The organism is Nonomuraea sp. NPDC049714, from assembly GCF_044465295.1.
Taxonomy (GTDB): Bacteria; Actinomycetota; Actinomycetes; order Streptosporangiales; family Streptosporangiaceae; genus Nonomuraea.
Map to the genome: position 1 here is coordinate 82,138 of NZ_JBITLM010000006.1, position 17,068 is coordinate 99,205.

The 17,068-nt window shown below is 71.5% G+C and carries 15 protein-coding genes; 5 read left to right on the forward strand and 10 right to left on the reverse strand.

The genetic code is table 11. The annotated features are described in order from the left end of the window. The first annotated feature begins 59 nt into the window (after positions 1–59). Positions 60–911, forward strand: coding sequence for an alpha/beta fold hydrolase (locus tag ACIBQX_RS23945; protein WP_397007992.1), 852 nt, complete (start codon positions 60–62; stop codon positions 909–911). A 14-nt stretch (positions 912–925) separates the two neighbouring features. Here ACIBQX_RS23945 and ACIBQX_RS23950 read toward each other — a convergent pair whose 3' ends face one another. After that, positions 926–1,930 carry a zinc-binding dehydrogenase gene (locus tag ACIBQX_RS23950; RefSeq protein WP_397007994.1) on the reverse strand — a complete coding sequence of 335 codons (1,005 nt, stop codon included), beginning with the start codon at positions 1,928–1,930 and terminating at the stop codon, positions 926–928. Positions 1,931–2,063: 133 nt separating this feature from the next. On the opposite strand from ACIBQX_RS23950, the gene ACIBQX_RS23955 reads away from it, so the two are divergent. Continuing rightward, positions 2,064–2,951, forward strand: a complete 888-nt coding sequence (locus ACIBQX_RS23955; protein ID WP_397007996.1) for a helix-turn-helix domain-containing protein — start codon at positions 2,064–2,066, stop codon at positions 2,949–2,951. 72 nt (positions 2,952–3,023) lie between these two features. Continuing rightward, the gene (locus ACIBQX_RS23960) at positions 3,024–4,028 is read left to right on the forward strand and encodes a hypothetical protein (protein WP_397007998.1); all 1,005 of its coding nucleotides are present in this window, start codon (positions 3,024–3,026) and stop codon (positions 4,026–4,028) included. A gap of 57 nt (positions 4,029–4,085) precedes the next feature. Here ACIBQX_RS23960 and ACIBQX_RS23965 read toward each other — a convergent pair whose 3' ends face one another. The 9 genes from ACIBQX_RS23965 to ACIBQX_RS24005 all read right to left on the reverse strand — a co-directional run bounded on the left by ACIBQX_RS23965 (position 4,086) and on the right by ACIBQX_RS24005 (position 14,398). After that, the gene (locus ACIBQX_RS23965; protein WP_397008000.1) at positions 4,086–4,763 is read right to left on the reverse strand and encodes a polysaccharide deacetylase family protein; all 678 of its coding nucleotides are present in this window, start codon (positions 4,761–4,763) and stop codon (positions 4,086–4,088) included. Then, positions 4,757–5,485, reverse strand: coding sequence for a methyltransferase domain-containing protein (locus tag ACIBQX_RS23970; protein WP_397008002.1), 729 nt, complete (start codon positions 5,483–5,485; stop codon positions 4,757–4,759). The genes ACIBQX_RS23965 and ACIBQX_RS23970 overlap by 7 nt, the downstream gene beginning before the upstream one ends. A gap of 7 nt (positions 5,486–5,492) precedes the next feature. Beyond that, complete coding sequence (locus ACIBQX_RS23975; RefSeq protein WP_397008004.1) at positions 5,493–6,722, reverse strand: glycosyltransferase; 1,230 nt, start codon at positions 6,720–6,722, stop codon at positions 5,493–5,495. Between the two features lie 140 nt (positions 6,723–6,862). After that, positions 6,863–9,025: a hypothetical protein gene (locus tag ACIBQX_RS23980; RefSeq protein ID WP_397008006.1), complete on the reverse strand. Its 2,163-nt coding sequence runs from the start codon at positions 9,023–9,025 to the stop codon at positions 6,863–6,865. 784 nt (positions 9,026–9,809) lie between these two features. Further along, positions 9,810–11,021: an acyl-CoA reductase gene (locus tag ACIBQX_RS23985; protein WP_397008008.1), complete on the reverse strand. Its 1,212-nt coding sequence runs from the start codon at positions 11,019–11,021 to the stop codon at positions 9,810–9,812. Beyond that, the gene (locus ACIBQX_RS23990) at positions 11,021–12,052 is read right to left on the reverse strand and encodes an acyl-protein synthetase (protein WP_397008010.1); all 1,032 of its coding nucleotides are present in this window, start codon (positions 12,050–12,052) and stop codon (positions 11,021–11,023) included. Before ACIBQX_RS23990 ends, ACIBQX_RS23985 begins: the two co-directional genes overlap by 1 nt. After that, the gene (locus tag ACIBQX_RS23995) at positions 12,049–13,413 is read right to left on the reverse strand and encodes an AMP-binding protein (protein WP_397008012.1); all 1,365 of its coding nucleotides are present in this window, start codon (positions 13,411–13,413) and stop codon (positions 12,049–12,051) included. Before ACIBQX_RS23995 ends, ACIBQX_RS23990 begins: the two co-directional genes overlap by 4 nt. Positions 13,414–13,416: 3 nt before the next feature. Next, positions 13,417–14,175 (reverse strand): SDR family NAD(P)-dependent oxidoreductase, encoded by a 759-nt coding sequence (locus ACIBQX_RS24000; protein ID WP_397008014.1) that lies wholly within the window; start codon positions 14,173–14,175, stop codon positions 13,417–13,419. Then, positions 14,150–14,398, reverse strand: coding sequence for an acyl carrier protein (locus tag ACIBQX_RS24005; RefSeq protein WP_397008016.1), 249 nt, complete (start codon positions 14,396–14,398; stop codon positions 14,150–14,152). The genes ACIBQX_RS24000 and ACIBQX_RS24005 overlap by 26 nt, the downstream gene beginning before the upstream one ends. Before the next feature lie 164 nt (positions 14,399–14,562). On the opposite strand from ACIBQX_RS24005, the gene ACIBQX_RS24010 reads away from it, so the two are divergent. Both ACIBQX_RS24010 and ACIBQX_RS24015 read left to right on the forward strand, forming a co-directional pair. Beyond that, the gene (locus tag ACIBQX_RS24010) at positions 14,563–15,396 is read left to right on the forward strand and encodes a hypothetical protein (protein WP_397008018.1); all 834 of its coding nucleotides are present in this window, start codon (positions 14,563–14,565) and stop codon (positions 15,394–15,396) included. Further along, positions 15,393–17,042: a hypothetical protein gene (locus tag ACIBQX_RS24015; protein ID WP_397008020.1), complete on the forward strand. Its 1,650-nt coding sequence runs from the start codon at positions 15,393–15,395 to the stop codon at positions 17,040–17,042. The genes ACIBQX_RS24010 and ACIBQX_RS24015 overlap by 4 nt, the downstream gene beginning before the upstream one ends. Positions 17,043–17,068: the final 26 nt, after the last annotated feature.

A 17,068-nucleotide genomic window follows, 5' to 3' on the forward strand; every position in this document is an offset into this window, starting at 1 on the left:
TTCAGGGGTAGAATTTGGGCGATCGCCCTGGGGGGTCGCCCAAATCTCCGGAGCTGCACATGGTGCGACTGGATGACGGACGAGAGCTCGCCTACGCCGAGTTCGGGGATCCTCGGGGCTACCCCGCCTTCTACTTCCACGGCACCCCCGGCAGCCGCCTCGAAGGGGCGTTCGCCGACCAGGCGGCGAAACGGCATGGATTCCGGCTCATCGCCCCCGACCGGCCAGGATACGGACGGTCCACGTACCAACGGCACCGCACCTTCCGTGACTGGCCCCACGACGTAAGTGCGCTCGCCGACGCGCTGGGCTTCGAGCGGTTCGGCGTGGTGGGCCACTCCGGCGCGGGCCCGCACCTGTTCGCCTGCGGCTCCCTCCTTCCCGGCCGCCTGACCTTCATCGGCGCTCTTGGCCCGTGGGGCCCGGTGGCCACCCCCGAGATCCGGGCCGGCATGCACACCCTCGACCTCTGCTACGCGGCCCTGGCCCGCCGGGCGGGCTGGACCATGCGGGTGGCCTTCGCCCCCCTGGGCTGGTGCGCGAAGCACTGGCCGGCCCTGTTCTCAGCGATCATGCGCTCCTCGGTCCCGCCCGCCGACCGCGCGGCCCTGCGAGACGCCCACCTGGCGGACCACCTGCGGAGGTCAGAGATCGAGGCCTTCCGCCAGGGCAGCCGAGGAGGCGCCCACGAGGCTCTCATCGCCTTCCGCGACTGGGACCTCGACCTGACGGCCGTCACCGTGCCCACCCACATCTGGCTGGGCGACCAGGACATCTTCGTCTCCCAGGAGATGGGCCGCCACCTCGAACGCACGATCCCCGGCGTCGACTTCCACTGGATCGAGGGCAAGGGCCACTTCGACCTCGCCAGCTGGGACGACATCCTCGCCGCCTGCGCCACCCACGTGTGACGTGAGCGGCGGAATCAGCACGTCAGCAGCGTCTTGCCGATGGCCGTGCGGGCGGCTATCGCGGCATGCGCGTCGGCCGCCCGCTCCAGCGGGAACGTCTGCCCGACGTACGGGCTGAGCCGCCCGGCCGCGGCGTCGGCGAGGGCCCGCTCGGTGAGCCGCTTCACCTCCGCCGCGTCGGACCGCTGATCCATGATCCCGATCAGGCGCACGCCCCGGCCGGCGGCCTCGTCGGGAGTGACTTCGGCGAAGTCGCCGCTGGCGGCACCGTAGGCGAAGAACCGGCCGCCGCTCGCCGTCACCTCCAGCGCACCCCTGCCGAGAGGGCCACCGGCGCCGTCGAACACCACGTCCACGCCCCGCCCACCGGTCACCTCACGCACCCGCTCGGGCCAGCCGTCCTCGGTGTAATCCACCGCCGCCTCGGCGCCGAGCTCCCGCACCAGGTCCAGTTTCCGCGCGCCGCGCGCGGCTCCGATCACCCGGGCGCCCGCCGCCAGGGCGAGCTGTGCGAGGACGACGCCCAGGCTGCCGCCCGCGGCGTTGATCAGCACCCACTCGCCCGGCCGGATCGCGGCGCCGCCGATGAGCTCCATGGCGGTCGGGCCGTCGTGCAGGAGCGCCACCGCCTGGCTCAGGTCGAGCCCATCGGGCACCGGGATCAGCGCCTCGGCCGAGGCGACGGCCCGAGAGGCGTAGCCGCCGGTCGGGGCCACGATGGGGTCGCTGCCACCGTTCGGCGCGCCGGTCCTGGCCACGACCCGGCGGCCGACCCAGCCGGGATCCACCCCCTCCCCGGCCGAGAGGACCTGCCCGGCCACCCCGTCACCCGGCACGTAAGGCGGCGTCACAGGGAAGAAGCCCTCGCCCCAGCCCGCCCGCAACTGTGCATCGAGGAACAGGACGTCCGCGACGGCCACCTCGATCACTACCTGTCCCGCGCCGGCCACCGGGTCGGGCGCCTCCCGCGCCACCAGCACCTGCGGTCCACCGAACTCGGTCGCCTCTACAACCCGCATGTCGCCCCCACTTGTCGCTCGATGTCACCCGACAGGATGCAACCTCGACCGAACTTGAGGTCAACCGCTGTTCGACCCTGGGTATCCCTGGGAGGGAGTGGTTGGTTATCGGACCGGCCGCCACTATGGGGGCATGACCTCGAAGCGACACCTCGGCGAGTTCCTGCGCACCCGCCGCTCGCAGCTCCGGCCCGAAGACGTCGGGCTGATGAGTTACGGCGACCAGCGCAGGGTGTCGGGGCTGCGCCGCGAGGAGCTGGCTCTGCTGGCCGGGGTGAGCGCGTCGTACTACACGCGGTTGGAGCAGGGCCAGTCGTTCAACGCCTCGGCCGAGGTGCTGGACGCGATCGCCGGGGCGTTGCGGCTCGACGACGCCGAGCGGGCGCACCTGCACGAGCTGGCCGCCTCTACGCGGCGCCGGCCCGGCGGGCGGCGACCCGCTCCTGAGCGGGTCACGGCGGCGGTGCGGCAGTTGGTCGCCGCACTGGGGGATGTGCCCGCGGTGGTGCTCGGCCGGCGTAGCGACGTGCTCGCCTGGAACGTCACCGGACACGCCCTGTTCGCCGGGCATGTGACCGTGGCCGGGCCCGATCGTCCGGCGCAGCGTCCGAACATGGCGCGGCTGATGTTCCTGGACGCGCACACCCGGGCGCTGTACACCGACTGGCCGGCCAAGGCCCGCGCCGTGGTGGCGACGCTGCGGATGGTGTCCGGGCAGCATCCGGACGACCCCCTGCTGGCGGCACTGGTCGGCGAGTTGCTGGTGAAGAGTCCGGAGTTCGCGGCGATGTGGGCGGATCACCGGGTCAAGGCCGGAAGCGGGGCGGAGGTCTACGAGATGCGCCATCCGCTGGTGGGGGCCATGAAGGTCACCCAGCAGAGCCTGCGCTCCGAGGGAGATCAGCGGATCGTGGTCGCGACCACCGAGGTCGGATCGCCGTCGCATGCCGCGATGACGCTCCTGGTGCACAGCGTCGCCACCGGGTCGGCCGCCAGGCAGGACAGCCCGACCCGGCAGTAGGAAGTCACCTTTGTTAGCAGAAATCCCGGGCGCTCGGCACGAGTGCCGTATTCAGCGTGCCCAAGAAGACCTATGGAGAACGAGGACAGCATGCGCAAGAACATGACCACAGCCGCAGTCGTCACCGCGGCCCTCATGGCGGCCCTGGCCGGGGGAACGGCATCGGCCACCACCACGGGGAGCTTGCGGCCCGCGGCGGCACAGCAAGAGGCGGTGCCGTCCCGGATCGCGGTGCACTTCGACCTGGCGAAGGGCCAGACGCCGGAGAACATCGCCCTTTCACCCGACGGCACCGCGTACGTCACCTTCGCGGCCGCCCGGCAGGTCGCCATGGTCACCAGGAAGGGTACGACGCGGATCCTGGCCACCATGCCGGCCCCGATGGACGGCGGCGTGGACACCCCGGTGCTGAAGTTCGCGCTGACCACCGGCATCGTCCGCACCGATGACGGCACGCTGTACTTCCTGTACGCCAGCGGTGCGGCCGAGACCACCGGCCTGTACAGGCTGCGGGAGGGCGGCACGCCGACCCGCGTCGCCGCGCTGCCGGCCACCGGGCTGCCCAACGGCCTCGCCCTGGACGAGCGGTCGAAGACCTTCTACATCACCGACTCCGCGCTCGGCACCATCTCCACCGTCCGGCTCGGCGATCACCGGGCGAGCGTGTGGTCGTCCGCGCCGCAGCTCGCCTCGACCGGCTTCATCGGCGTCAACGGCGTGAAGGTACGTGACGGCGCGGTCTGGGCGAGCAACCTCGACAAGGGCACCCTGCTGCGGATCCCGCTACGGCACGGGCGCCCCGGGCCGATCAAGGTCATGGCCGAAGGGCTGGCCGGTATCGATGACTTCGCCTTCGCCGGGTCGGGCGACGACCGGGTCATCGCCACGCTCCACGGCATCAGCTCCGTGGTCCGCGTCGGTCCCAAGGGGAAGGTCACCACGCTGCTGACCGCCTCCGACGGCCTGCAGAACCCCACCTCGGTCGCCGTACGGGGGCGTACCCTCCATGTACTCAGCGCGGCCTTCACCACCGCCACCGATCCCAACCTGCTGCTCGCCACCCTGCCACGCCACTGACGCGGCGTCGGGTCCGAGGCACAGGCGGTACGTGGCGCCACCGGAGGGCTCACCCCGCTACGGGTAGCTGGTCCCCGCCTTCAGCCGCTTGACGCCCAGCAGTGTCGGCACGGTGACCAGGTGATAGCCGCGCTTCTTCAGTTCCTTGACGATCCCCGGCATGGCCTTGACCGTCTGCGGGACCGTGTCGTGCATGAGCAGCACGCCGTCGCGCTTGGCCAGGCGCAGGACCGCGGCCTTGATCTTCTTGGCGTCCTTCAGGTCCCAGTCCAGCGTGGTGCCCGTCCACATCACCTGCGCGAGACCGAACTGCTCCGCCAGATAGAGCACGCGGTCGTTGGTGCGCCCGTACGGCGGCCTGAACATCGTCGGGGTATGACCGGTGGCGTCCTTGATGACCTGCTGGGCGGCCTTGAGCTCCTGGATGATGTCGTCTTCGAGCCTGCTCGGCAGCCAGGGGTGCGAGTAGGTGTGGTTGCCGATCGCGTGCCCTTCGGCGAGGGTGCGTCTGGCGACCGAGGGCCGCTCGTCGACCCGCTTGCCCACGAGGAAGAACGTGGCTTTGACGCGTTCCTTCTTGAGCACGTCGAGCAGGGCCGGGGTGGTCTTGCCAGGCCCGTCGTCGAAGGTGAGCGCGAGGCATTTGACCTTGGCGCAGTCGACCTTCGCCTGTACGGCGGCGGCGGGGGACCCGGAGAGCACTAACGAGGTAGCGAGTAAGCCCTGAATCAACACAGCGACACTTTATGACCAAACGGGCTTTCGTCTCGACGGGCACGCAGGAAAAGGGTCACGCCTCTGCGGGACTGGACGGGCAGATATCGCTCGGCGATGACCACGGCGGAAAGGCCCGCGTTGATGACGGCCGGCATCCGCCGCAGGTCACTACCGGTGGAGCCGCGCCGATGCCTGGCGATGAGCGGGCGCAGCAGAACGTTCCAGCTCCAGACCCGCTCCACCTGAAGCCCCGCCTTCTCCACCACCCTGACCAGCGAGTCGCGGGAGTAACGGCGTACGTGCCCGACCGCGTCGTCGTGCGGCGACCACAGCTCCATGTCGCACGGCACCGCGATCAGCGTGTGCCCGCCGGGCCGCAGCACCCGTGCGATCTCCTCGGTGACCAGATGGTCCTGCTCGACGTGCTCCAGCACGTCGAAGGCGGTCACCAGATCGACGCTGGCCGACTCGAACGGCAGGCCGCGCGCGTCGGCCGGCACCGCCCTCAGCCCCCGCTCACGCGCGATCTCCACCGCCACCGGCGAGCTGTCCGTGGCGGTGGCGTCCCAGCCCTGCTCCACCAGCACTTCGGTGTTGCCGCCGCCCGCCGCCCCCACGTCGAGCGCGCGTCCGGGCCGGCCCAGCGCGCGCAGTTCCCGGCGCAGGATGGCGCGCCGCTCCCGATACCACCAGTGGGTACGCTCAAGCGCGACCAGTTGCCGGATTTCCGTGGCGTCCAAGAGTGAATCAGCTCCGTGAGCGGGCGAAGACCCAGTGGTCGAGTGCGAGGAAACGGGTGAGGGTGAGCGCGCCGTAGGTGGCGACGACCGCGCTCACTTCGAGCAGCCGCCCGGCCGCCGGGACGAGCGCGTGCAGGCCCAGCACCGCCATGGTGGTGAGCGCGTAGTTGGCGAGGAACACCACCCCCGCCCTGGCATGCAGTCCGGTACGTTTGCCGCCCCGGCGATCGAAGGTCCACCGGCGATTGGCCTCGGTGTTGACCACCCCGGTGAGGATCAGCGCGGCGAGGTTCGCCGTCACCGGTGACAGGAACCCCCTCAGCGGAAGATAGAGCAGCGCGTACAGCAGCGTGGTGAACGCGCCGACGGCGGCGAACGAGACGAACTTCGCCAGCGTCGCCGCCCGGGGCGCGGCCACCACCGCGTCCGGATGCGTGGGCGCGGGCTCGGCCGGCCGGGGCACCTCGACCACCGCCCGGCCGCGCGACATCGACCAGGAGAGCCTGGCCAGCCCCCTGAGGTCGTCGATGGCCGTCTTCACCACCCGGACCCGTGAGTCCAGGTCCTCGACCCAGTCCACCGGCACCTCGTGCACGCGCAGCCCGTTGTGCTCGGCCAGCAGGAGCAGCTCGGTGTCGAAGAACCAGGCGTCGTCCTCCACCCGTTCCAGCAGCGGCCTGACCACGTCCGTCCTGGCCGCCTTGAAACCGCACTGGGCGTCGCTGAACCCGACACCGAATCCGAACCGCAGCAGCGCGTTGTAGCCGCGCGAGACCACCTCCCGCTTCAGCGAGCGCCGGATGCGGGCGCCGTGCGACAGGCGAGTGCCCACGGCGATCTCGGAATGCCCGCTGGCCAGCGACGCCACCATCGGGAACAGCGCGCCGAGCCCGGTGGACAGGTCGACGTCCATGTAGGTGACGATGTCGGCCGGGCTGTCGCGCCAGGCCGCCTTCAACGCCGCCCCCCGCCCCGCCTTCGCCAGCCTCCTGGCGTGCACCTGGTCGAACTCGGCGACCAGCGCCTCGGCGATCGCCCAGGTACCGTCGGTGCTGCCGTTGTCCATGATCGTGACGCGCCACGGCAGCGGGAAGGACTCGTACAGGAAGGCGGTCAGCGTACGGACGCAGCCGGGCAGCGCCCGCTCCTCGTTGAGCACGGGAATGACGATGTCGACGGTCGCGAGTCTGGCCGGACCACCGACGACGCCGAGGTCTGGGCGCACGCGCGTTTCCATGGGTTCCCCTGATCGCTTGTGGCCGGGACTACGGAAATGGTGCTCAGCCGGACCACGCGCGGACGGGTGATTTCCGCTCGACATTCTCGGAGCAGGCGAGGTTTTTACTCCGTGCTGGCGATGGGGGTTTCAGGGCAGGATCACAGCTGGTAGATCGCGCACGCGCCACTACGGAACCGCAACCGGGCGAATTGCCCGAGAGGTGGGGCATTCCCTTCGACAAAAAGCCATTCAACATCGTATGTACGTACGAGTCGCGAGATATTGGTGGCAGACGGCGCGAGGAAGACGGAGTCGTTCGCCGCGAGCCGGCCCGGATCCGCGAACCCGAGGCTCAGATACGACTCGTCGGTCAGCGGCGCCCGCGACAGCGTGCTCTCCGCGTAGGCCCACCCCTCCACCAGCACCCGCCGCTCGCTGTAGGCCGACACCCAGTAGTGGCGGCTGTCGCAGTAGGGGGTGCGCAGCGGGCGGCAGTGGCCGTTGGTCGCCACCACGTCGTCCGGCGCGGAGTGATCCCGTAGCCACCTGGCCGCCTCCATGCCCCCCTCGGGCATCGTGGGCGCGAACTGTCCCGGCGGCCCGAGCTGTTCGACCATCTTGGTGGCCGTGTCCGGCATCACGTAACCCGTGGCCAGCGCCACCAGCACCAGCGCCAGCGGCCGGCGCCACCACACGAGCGCCAGCCAGACCACCCAGGCCGCGCACCCGAGCGCCAGATAGGGCAGGGCGATGGCCGCCAGATCGTCCGGCTGAACGGGGACGGGCGGGCCCATGACCGCCTTGACGGTCACCGCCAGCACCGTGCCCAGGACCAGCGCGCACCCCGCCACCGGCCAGAGCCGCCGGCACGTCCGGACGAGCGCGAGCCCGCCGGCGACCGCCGCGATCGACAGGTACGGCCGGGCTCCCTCCAGGAAGTAGAGCTGCGAGGCGGCCGGATGCCCGAGCACCAGCATGGCGCCCACCCCCGCAGCCCCGATGCCGAGCAGCAACAGCACCGCCGGATCGAGCAGCATCCCCCACCGCCCGCCCCCGTGGAACGGCACGGCCCGGTGCGCGACCAGGCCGGCCAGCCCCGCCCATACGCAGATCAGGCAGGCCAGATGCAGGGTCCCCAGCCCGAGCAGGTCGCCGAGCGGCGCGCCGGCCATCTCCGAGTTCGTCAGGCCCGCGGCCGTCGCCCAGGCCCGGCGCATGGTGTCCAGCGGCGCGATCGTCATGCCCTGCGACCCGCCGCCGAACAGCACGAACTGCGCCGTCGCCAGGCAGGCCAGCGCGATGCCCCCCGCGATCAGCGCCGTACGGTCCAGCCGCCGGCGCACCACCCACGACATCGCCGCCACCAGCGCCAGCCCGCCCAGAACCAGCGGCAGGAACGTTGCCTTGGCGCCCGTCAACGCGAGCAGCAAGATCGACACGGCCACCCATCGCCCCCGCCCGGAACGCAGGAAGCCGATCAACAGCAGGACCACCGGGGCGAACAGCAACGCGCCGAAGTTCTGGGTCGGGCTCAGCCACGCGGTGAACAGCGACCGGGTGGTGAACAGGTCGAGGCCGCCCTGGTGCAGCTCCGGGGAGCAGACGAAGCAGGTGACCAGGATCGCGGCCACCCCCGCCCAGGGCCGTCCGGTCAACCGCCAGGCGACGGCCGCGACCAGCACGGCCACCCCGGCCAGCATGGGCAGGGCGGTCAGGCGGTAGAGCAGCGTCTGCGGCTCGATCCCGGTGACCCAGCTCGTCGCGGCCATCTCCGCGTACACGAACCAGTGGTACGACAGCCGCTCACCCAGCACCGTCGGGAAGGTCGGCGGCACATGGTGCTTGATCTCTCCCAAAAGCGCCAGATGGTACGACATATCCACGTACGGGCCTGCGTTGCCCGGCCACGCCAGACCGTGCACGCGGTAGAACTGCTGCGTGGTCCATGCGAGCAGATATCCGACGATGCCCGACATCGCCCACGCCCACCCGATCGGCACCCGCACCCCGCGCCCGCGCCAATGCCGCCGCAGCCGAGGCACGGCGACGAACGCCCCGATCGTGACCACCGGCCATACCACCACCGCCAGCGGCACCCCCGCCGCCCGCGCCACGATATAGACCAGCACCTCCACCGCGTACCCCAGCGCCAGCCCTGCCGCCATGTCCGCGGGCAGCGACCCACCCCCGGGCCCCAGCGCCCGCCAGAGCAACATGCCCGGCAGCATCACCCCGATCCCGACATGACCAGCAAACGCCCCCACCTCCTCCACCGGCACCCCGAACCGGCACAGCACCACCACCGCCGCAACCAGCACCAACCCCGCCGGCACCCACCCCGCGCCAGGCCTCCGCCCCTTCCTCCGCCCCACAGAAGCAACCGCCCGACCGGACACCACAACCGTCATACATCCCCCCCGAAAATCCACCCAGCCCACCAAGGCAACCCGCCCCGAGCCCACCACCGCAGAACCACCCACCCAGGCACGTCAGCACCGCACCCTCAGCCCACCCACCCCCTTTTTCCCACCTCAACCCCGTCCTGAGGCCGTGTCTTGAGGCCGTGTCCCGAGGCGCCGTCCTGAGGCCGCGTCCCAAAGCCCTAAAGGTCCCGCCCCTAAACCCCGCCCTCAAACCCCTCCCAATCGCCGACCCAATCCCCTCAGCCCCTCAGCCCCCTCGGCCACTCAGCTCTCTCAGTTCCGCTCCCTACTGCCGGGAGGACGTCGCGGCGGTCCGAGAGAGCGGCTGTCCGGGAGGTGGGAAGGCGGTTCCAGACAGCCCGGCTGTCCGGGAGGTGGAGGGCGGTCGGGCGGACAGACGGCGAGACCTCGGGGCGAAGGGAGGCAAGGCTTGCCGGTCGGGAGGGCCCGGGAGGCGGCGGGGGACAGGCCGGCCAGCCTGGAAGATCTGGAAGGTACCCGGCGGAGCCTCGGGGCGAGAGGGCGGTGCGCCAATGACGTGGCAAGTCCGCCGGGGCACTGAGCCGATGACGTGCCAAGTAGGAGGAGGCGGTGCGCCGATGGGATGGCAAGTGGGAGGGGCGGTGTGCTGATGGGGTGGCAGGTGGGAGGGGGCGGGGTGTGGCGGGTGGCATGGTGGAGGTCAGGCGGAGACGGTGACCAGACGGGTGAACTCGGCCGCAAGGTCCACGCCGTCCCAGACGCGGTGGAAGCTCAGCGCGTCGCCGAAGGGCACCATGCGGTCGACGCCGCGCCCGGCGAGCGCCTGCGCCAGCTCCAGCAGCTCGGCCCGGGGGAAGCCGAAGTGCGTCAGCGTCTGGTCCCGGCGGCCCACCAGGGGCACCAGCTCGGTCAGGGAGTCGAGCCGGGCGTGGGCGAAGGTGCCGGTGCCGAGCCAGCGCCGGGGTGCCGCCACGGCCGTCGCGAGTGTGACGTTGGCCAGGGCGTTGCCGTGGAAGTCGATGGCGCCGGCAGAGCCGTCGGCCGCCAGGCCGTAGGTGGACACGCGTTTCTCCACCGCCATGGCGGCGTCGACCGCCCAGCCCCGTTCGGTCACCGTGTGCGACAGGTGGGTGGTGAAGTCGGCGCGGGCCGCGTCGCAGTCGGCGCGCGACCCCACCCAGAAGACGGTGCGCGGAGAGGAGCACGCGGCCTGGTCGAACCAGTAGGAGTCGTTGACGAACCCCTCGGTGACCGTCTGCCGGGTGGCACGGGGCGCGCACAGCCAGGCCGTCGCCCGGACGGCGGCGAACGACGACCGGTCCGGGAAGGCGAGGTCGCGCGCGTAGGGCGGCAGCGGATGCTTGCGCACCTCGTCGACGGTGCGGTCACCGCCCCAGATGACCCGCAGGTCGCAGGCGGTCGAGAGGGTGGCCGTGATCGATTCGGAGCGGTCGTAGCAGACGATGCGCTGGGTCGCGGCGACGATGGGATCGGCGTCGTCGAGCGTCTCCTGCAGCGTCTCGACGATGGTGGCGGCGACGGTGCCGGCACGGGGTGACAGGCGCACCACGTTGCGGTTGCCCATCAGCGCCGACAGCGCCCAGGAGTAGACGAAGATGGTGTCGACGTTCGCCGGCGGGATGTGGAAGACCAGGCCGCGCGGCACCCGTACATGCTCGCCGCGCAGCCCCTCGACGGTGCGCAGCAGCTCGCTGCGGCGCAGGAAGAAGCCGAGCGATCCGAGCTCGGGGTGCCGGCGCGACAGGGTGGGGCGCAGCAGCCGCCTGCCGAAGGCGGTGAGGAAGTCACGGATCCGCTCGTCGCCGACCGAGAGGCGGCCGCCGGCCGTCACCTGGTCGAGCAGGTCGTCCACGGGCACGGGCGGACCGGCGGGGAACCTGACGTCGAGCATTACGCGGCCGCCAGCCCGTGGGTGTCGCTGCAGCCGCGTGCCTCGGCGCGGGGGAGCCGCCCGAGCACGGAGAAGCGCTTGCCGGGCCAGATCCCGTCGTCCACGCCGTGCACGACGCCTAGGTCCTCGGTCAGCAGGACGTGTCCCGGATAGGAGGTCGGCAGCGTGCTGACGACCTCGATGAGCCCCGGCACGCCTGGCGGCGCCTCCTGCCACGTGTCGGGGTCGCGGATCACCACGTCGGCGAAGTCGGGGCAGTAGAGGCCGCCGCCGTCGGGCCCTTCGAGGAAGACGGTGCCGATCTGCTCGACCATGCCGTAGAAGTTGTGGATGTGGCGCAGGCCGCACTCCTCGCCCAGCCGCCGGCGGTATTCGGCGGTGTCGACCGACTGCTCGGCGAGCTTCTTCCAGCCGCCGGAGTGGATCAGCACGCCCTGCGACAGGTCCAGGCCGAGCTCGCGCAGGTGGAGCCAGGCCATGAAGGTGAAGGCGAAGATGAGGTACGGCTTGCCGCCGTGACGTGCGAGGAAGCCCTTCACCGCCCCGTGGTTGAGCACGCCCCGCTCGTCGAGGGCGAAGGTGTGGTCCCGGCCGAGGTTCATCATGCCGAGCACGCCGGCGCCGCGAGCGCTCAGCGTCGGGTCGCGCACCACCGAGCGGCTGTCGACGATCAGCATGGGCAGTCGCCGCTCGCCCAGCACCGCGCGCAACGTCGCCGCCAGCATGCGCGGCTGCGTGGCCGCGGCCTGCCGGTCGAGGTAGATGCGGCTGGGCACCTGGCCGGTGGTGCCGCTGGAGGTGAGCACCTTGAACACCTGCTCCTCCGGCACGCTGCGCAGCTCGTGCGTCTTGAACAGGCGTACGGGCAGCCACGGCAGATCGGCCACCCGCGAGTAGGGTGCGGCGGAGCCGATCGCGTCCAGGATCCGCCTGTAGGGCTCGCAGGCGCGGCGATGCCGCTCGGTGAGCGCGGCCAGCTCGGGCAGCAGGGCCGCCTCTCTCTCGGCTGCGGACAGCGTGAATACGGTCACGTCCTGGCCTCCAGAGCGATGTAGTCGATCTTGCCGGTGGTGAGCAGGGGCAGCCGGTCGACGCCTCGGACGTCGAAGCCGCTCCAGTGCAGCCGCAGCTCGGTGCCCAGCCGCCTGGCGAGGGCGGCGCAGCCCTTGGTGTCGAGCCCCTCGGCCCACACGGTGACCCGGTCGTCGCCGCTGGTCGCCGCGACGGGCCCGCAGTCACGCAGGAGCCGCTCCACGTCGTCGAGGTTGACCCGGACGCCGAAGATCTTGGCGATGCGCTTGACCCTGCCGGTGAGGTAGAGGAACCCGTCGTCGTCCAGCCGGCCGAGATCGCCGGTGCGCAGCACGCCGCCCAGCTCCTCGCCCCTGGTCAGGTCGGCGGCCGTCTCGGCGTAGCCCATCATCACGTTGGGCCCGTGGTAGACGACCTCGCCCTCCTGGACGGTGAGCCGTCCGCCGGGAACGGCCTGCCCCACCGAGCCGGGCCGATCGGCCAGCCGCTTCGGCGGCAGCACGGCGATGCGCGCCGTCGCCTCGGTCTGGCCGTACATCACGTAGAGGTCGGCCTTGGCGGCGAACTCGTCGATCAGATCGGGCCGCAGGCGCCCGCCCGCCTGGGTGAGGGTGATGAGCGCGGGATGCTCGGCGGGGTCGAAGCGCAGCCGGCGCAGCATCTCGTACTGGTAGGGGACGGCGGCCAGCGAGGTGCACCGGTGATCGTCGAGTGAGCTCCAGAAGGACCGTTCGAGCAGTCCGGCGTCGGTCAGCACCACGCTCGCCCCCGCCACCAGATGGCTGTTGAGCACCGAGAGGCCGTAGCTGTAGTGGAGCGGCAGGCTGGTGGGCGCGACCTCGTCGGGCCCGATGGCCAGCGCCTCGGCGATGGCGTGCGCGTTGGCCAGCACGGCGGTCCGGGACAGCCGCACCAGCTTGGGGTTGCCGGTGGATCCGGAGGTGGCGAGCAGGACGGCCAGCTCGGGATGCGGCTCGCCCACCTCATCGCCGGCGCCCGAGCGCGGGGTGCGGCGGACCGCCGTCGTGCCGTGCGGGATGTTGCGGCCGTGAGGGGCCTGGGCGAAGCCGAGCAGCGCGGCGGGCCTGAACCGGGTGACGAGCGCGGCCAGCGAGGCGGCGGACAGGTCCGGGTCGAGCAGGGCCACCGGCCTGCGGGCCTGCCAGGCGCCGAGGTAACGCAGCACCGAGGGCAGGTCGTTGCGCATGCCGCAGAACAGCGGGCCCGGCGGCAGCTCCGCCAGGGCCTGGGCGGTGCGGCTCACCCGGGCGGCGAGCCGGCCACCGCCGAGATCGCCCGGCTCGCCGGCCACGATGAGGCGGGCGTGCGGGTGCGGCAGGTAATCCATCGGGGCGCCCATCGGTCACAGCACCAGCCCGCCGTCCACCCCGATGACCTGACCGGTGATGAAACAGGCGTCGCTGGAGAGCAGGAAGGCGGTGACGGCGGCCACGTCGTCGGCGGTGCCGAGCCGGCCGAGCGGTGTGGCGGCGACGGTGGCGGCACGGGCGTCGTCGTCGAGCGTGGACAGCATGCCGGTCTGGATGTAGCCGGGCGCCACGGCGTTGACCCGGATGCCCGCCGGGCCGAGCTCCTTGGCGGCGGCCTTGGCCAGGCCCAGGACCGCGGCCTTGGTGGCGGAGTAGACGGCCTGACCGGCGGCCCCCTCGCGGCCGGTGATCGAGGAGACCAGGACGGCGGACGGGCTGGTGCCCCTGCGCAGCAGCCGCACCATGGCCTGCAGGGTGTGTGTGGCGCCCATCGCGTTGACCTCGAAGAGGCCGCGGATCGTCTCGCCGCGCATCATGCCGAGCAGACCGGCCGCGTGGATGCCGGCGTTGACCACCAGGCCGTCGAGGCGGCCGTGACGCTGGTGGATCTCGCGCGCCATCGCGGAGACCGCCGTGGGGTCGGAGACGTCGCCATGGACGGCCTCGACGTGGCCGCCGGTGAGCGCGGCCATCTCGGCCGCGGCCTTGGCCGTCCGGTCGAGGTCGCGGCCGTGGGCGATGACGGTGCGCCCGGTCGTGGCGAGCCGCATGGCGACGGCCCGGCCGATGCCCGTGGTCGAGCCGGTGACCAGGACGACGCGGGGGTCACAGGGCCGCTGCGCCGATGCCATGCTTCTCCAGCAGCCGCGCTGCCTTGGTGAACGAGCTCATGTCGATCATCTCGTCGGTGTCGATCATGACGGAGAACTCGTCCTCCATCGCGGCGATCAGCGACATGTGGGCGAGGGAGTCCCACTGGGGGATGGCGCGGTATTCGAGGCCGTCGACCTCGGCGTCGGACGGAAGGTTAAGCGAGCTGCGGAAGACGGCACGCAGGCGGTCGAGATGGCTCATGTGCACTCACTCTCTGTCGTCAAGACGAGACGTAGTGTAGCCGTGATCCCGGGTCAACTGAAACCAAGCCCCCGTCGCGAGTAATGGAACCGTATAACGGCGCGTGGCGTCCCTGAGGGGCTGGGAACGTCGGATGGGGCGCGCCAACCGCTAAAGGGGAAACAATGGACGAATCCAATCACTGGTACGGTCACTCCCGCATACTCGCGCGATACTGCGGTTTGGCGGACGAAACACCTAAGCGCATCCATGGATTCCTTCAGCACGGCTGGAACTATCTGCATGGATTTCCGCCGAATGATCACTGGTGTAGTCCCGGATATCCTCGTTTTGTCTGGTCAGATGTGCTCCGGCGCAGGGGATGGTCGATGGGCCGCCGTGGCCACTATCTCATCGGCGCGCCCTGGATCTATCTGCTCGACCTGGAGCCGGATCTCGGAGCCAAGGCCAAACGCGAGGGCACGATCTGGTATCCCTTTCATGGCTGGGAGAAACACACCGTCAGCGGCGACCACGCGCGCCTCGCCGCCGAAATAAAGGATGTGGAGTCCGGCCGCGTGACAATCTGCCTATATTGGCTGGAATTCGCGAATCCCCACATTCGACAGGCCTACGAGTCGCGGGGGTTCCGCGTCATCTGCCACGGGGATCGGGGGTCGCGCTGGGACGGCGGCGGGCGTGACTTCCTGCGCAAGCAGCTCACCCAGCTCAGACGCCATCGCAGGGTGGCCTCCAACAGGCTCGGCAGCGCCCTCTTCTACGGCGCCTCGGTGGGCTGCGAGGTGGCCGTCTACGGGGATCCGATGCAGCTGGAGGACGAACGGCCGGAATACGGCGGTACGGCGCGTCGGCTGCGGCTCTGGCCCGAGCTGCACGGCGTCCGCGTCGACCCCGAGCTGGCCGGGGAGGCCGCGCGGCGGGAGCTGGGATTCGACTATCAGGCGACACCTGAGGAGCTACGGCGAATGTTCGGCTGGAAGCGGGTGCGATGCGCATGACCGAGGCATCCGAGAACGTCCGCTTGATCGGCGGCGAGATGCTGCTGTGGTCCGACCTGTCCAACCCGTCGGGCTTCACCGACTGGCAAGGCGTGGCCCTGGAGCTGATCGCCAGACTGATCCCGGAGCCAGGGCCAGGGCCAGGGCCGGGGCGGGTGCTGATGGTCGGCCCGCATCCGCAGGCGCTCGTCGACGAGGTGGTCGCCCGCGCCCCGGCCGCCGCCCTGCTGCTGCGCTCCTACCCCGACGCCCGCGCGCTCGGCCAACGCCACCCCGGTCTGGCCGTGTACTGCGGCAGGCTGGAGGTGTTCACCGGCGACGAGCCGTACGACCTGGTGCTGGCCTTCGACGGGCTGCGGCGCACGCACTCGGCGGAGGCGCCGGCCGGGTCCTGGCGGGAGTCGCTGGCCGCGCTGGCCGCGCTCGTCGCACCGGGCGGGCGGCTGGTGCTCGGCGTCCGCAACGACCTGGGCGTCGACAGGTTCATCGAGGCACGGCCTCCCGACCGGGACAGCGGCGACGACCAGTGGGAGCCGCACGGCTTCGACCCGACCTACCCCGACGGGCCGGCCGCCCTCGACGCCGGCCTGGAGTCGGCCGGGCTTGAGGTGGGGCGGTGCTATTCGGCCTACCCGGACAGCCGGGCGCCGCGCGCGCTGCTGTCCCGGGAGGCGCTCGGCCATGACCTGCCGGAGGCGCTGGCGTTCCCGCTGAGCGCGCGTGCCGAGGACCGCATGCTGGTCGCCGACCCGCTGCGGCTGACCCGGCTGGTGTTCAGGCACCGCCTGGGCGAACAGCTCGCGCCCCTCTGGCTCACCGTGGCCACCAGGCCGCCGGCCACGCCCGAGCCGACGAACCTGCCGCTCGGCCTGATGGAGGAAGGCCATGCCGTACACGAGGTGATCCCCGCGCAGGCCACGCACGAGAGATCGCGGCCGGTCGCCGTGCGGCGGTTGCCCGAAGGGGAGGAGCGGGCGATCCCGCCCGGGCGGGTCGTGGAGGAGATCCTCGTCGAGGCGTGCGCCCGCGAGGACGTCCGGGCCGTGCGGGAGCTGCTCGCCGCGCTGGCCCGGTGGGTGGAGGAGGAAGGGGACGCCGCTGCCACGACCGACAGCCTGGTGTGGGACGGCGAGCGGTTCGCCGTCATCGGCGACGGCCCGGCCCCGCAGGCGTCACCCGCCCCCGACGTGGTGCTCTGCCGCATCCTGTGGCGCTTCGCGGTCCGTCTGCTGGCCGCCGGGCATCACCACCCGTGGCCGTGGCCGCTGCAGGCCGACCAGCTCACGCTGACGCTCTGCGGGATGGCCGGACGCTCGTTCGACCAGGACGAGCTCGATCTGGCCCGCAAGCTGGACGCCGAGCTCGGCCGGCCCGCCGAGCCGGGCGGGACGGCTCCCGCCTACCGTGACCTGCTCCGGACCCGGGACCGCCTGGCCGACCAGCTCACCGCGGCCCTGGCCAGGATCGGCCGGTTGGAGACCAAGCTCACCTACCGTGAGCGGGAGCTGGTCAGGGCGCGCGCCAAGCTGCGCAGGACCCAGCGCAAGGCCTCGGCGTACCGCAGGACGCTCGGCTACCGCCTGTCACGACGGCTGTCCCGGCCGCGCAAGGTGGCCCGCAGGGTCATGCGCCTGCTGTCCGGCTGAAGCCGAACCGTCCGGTCGAAGCCGAA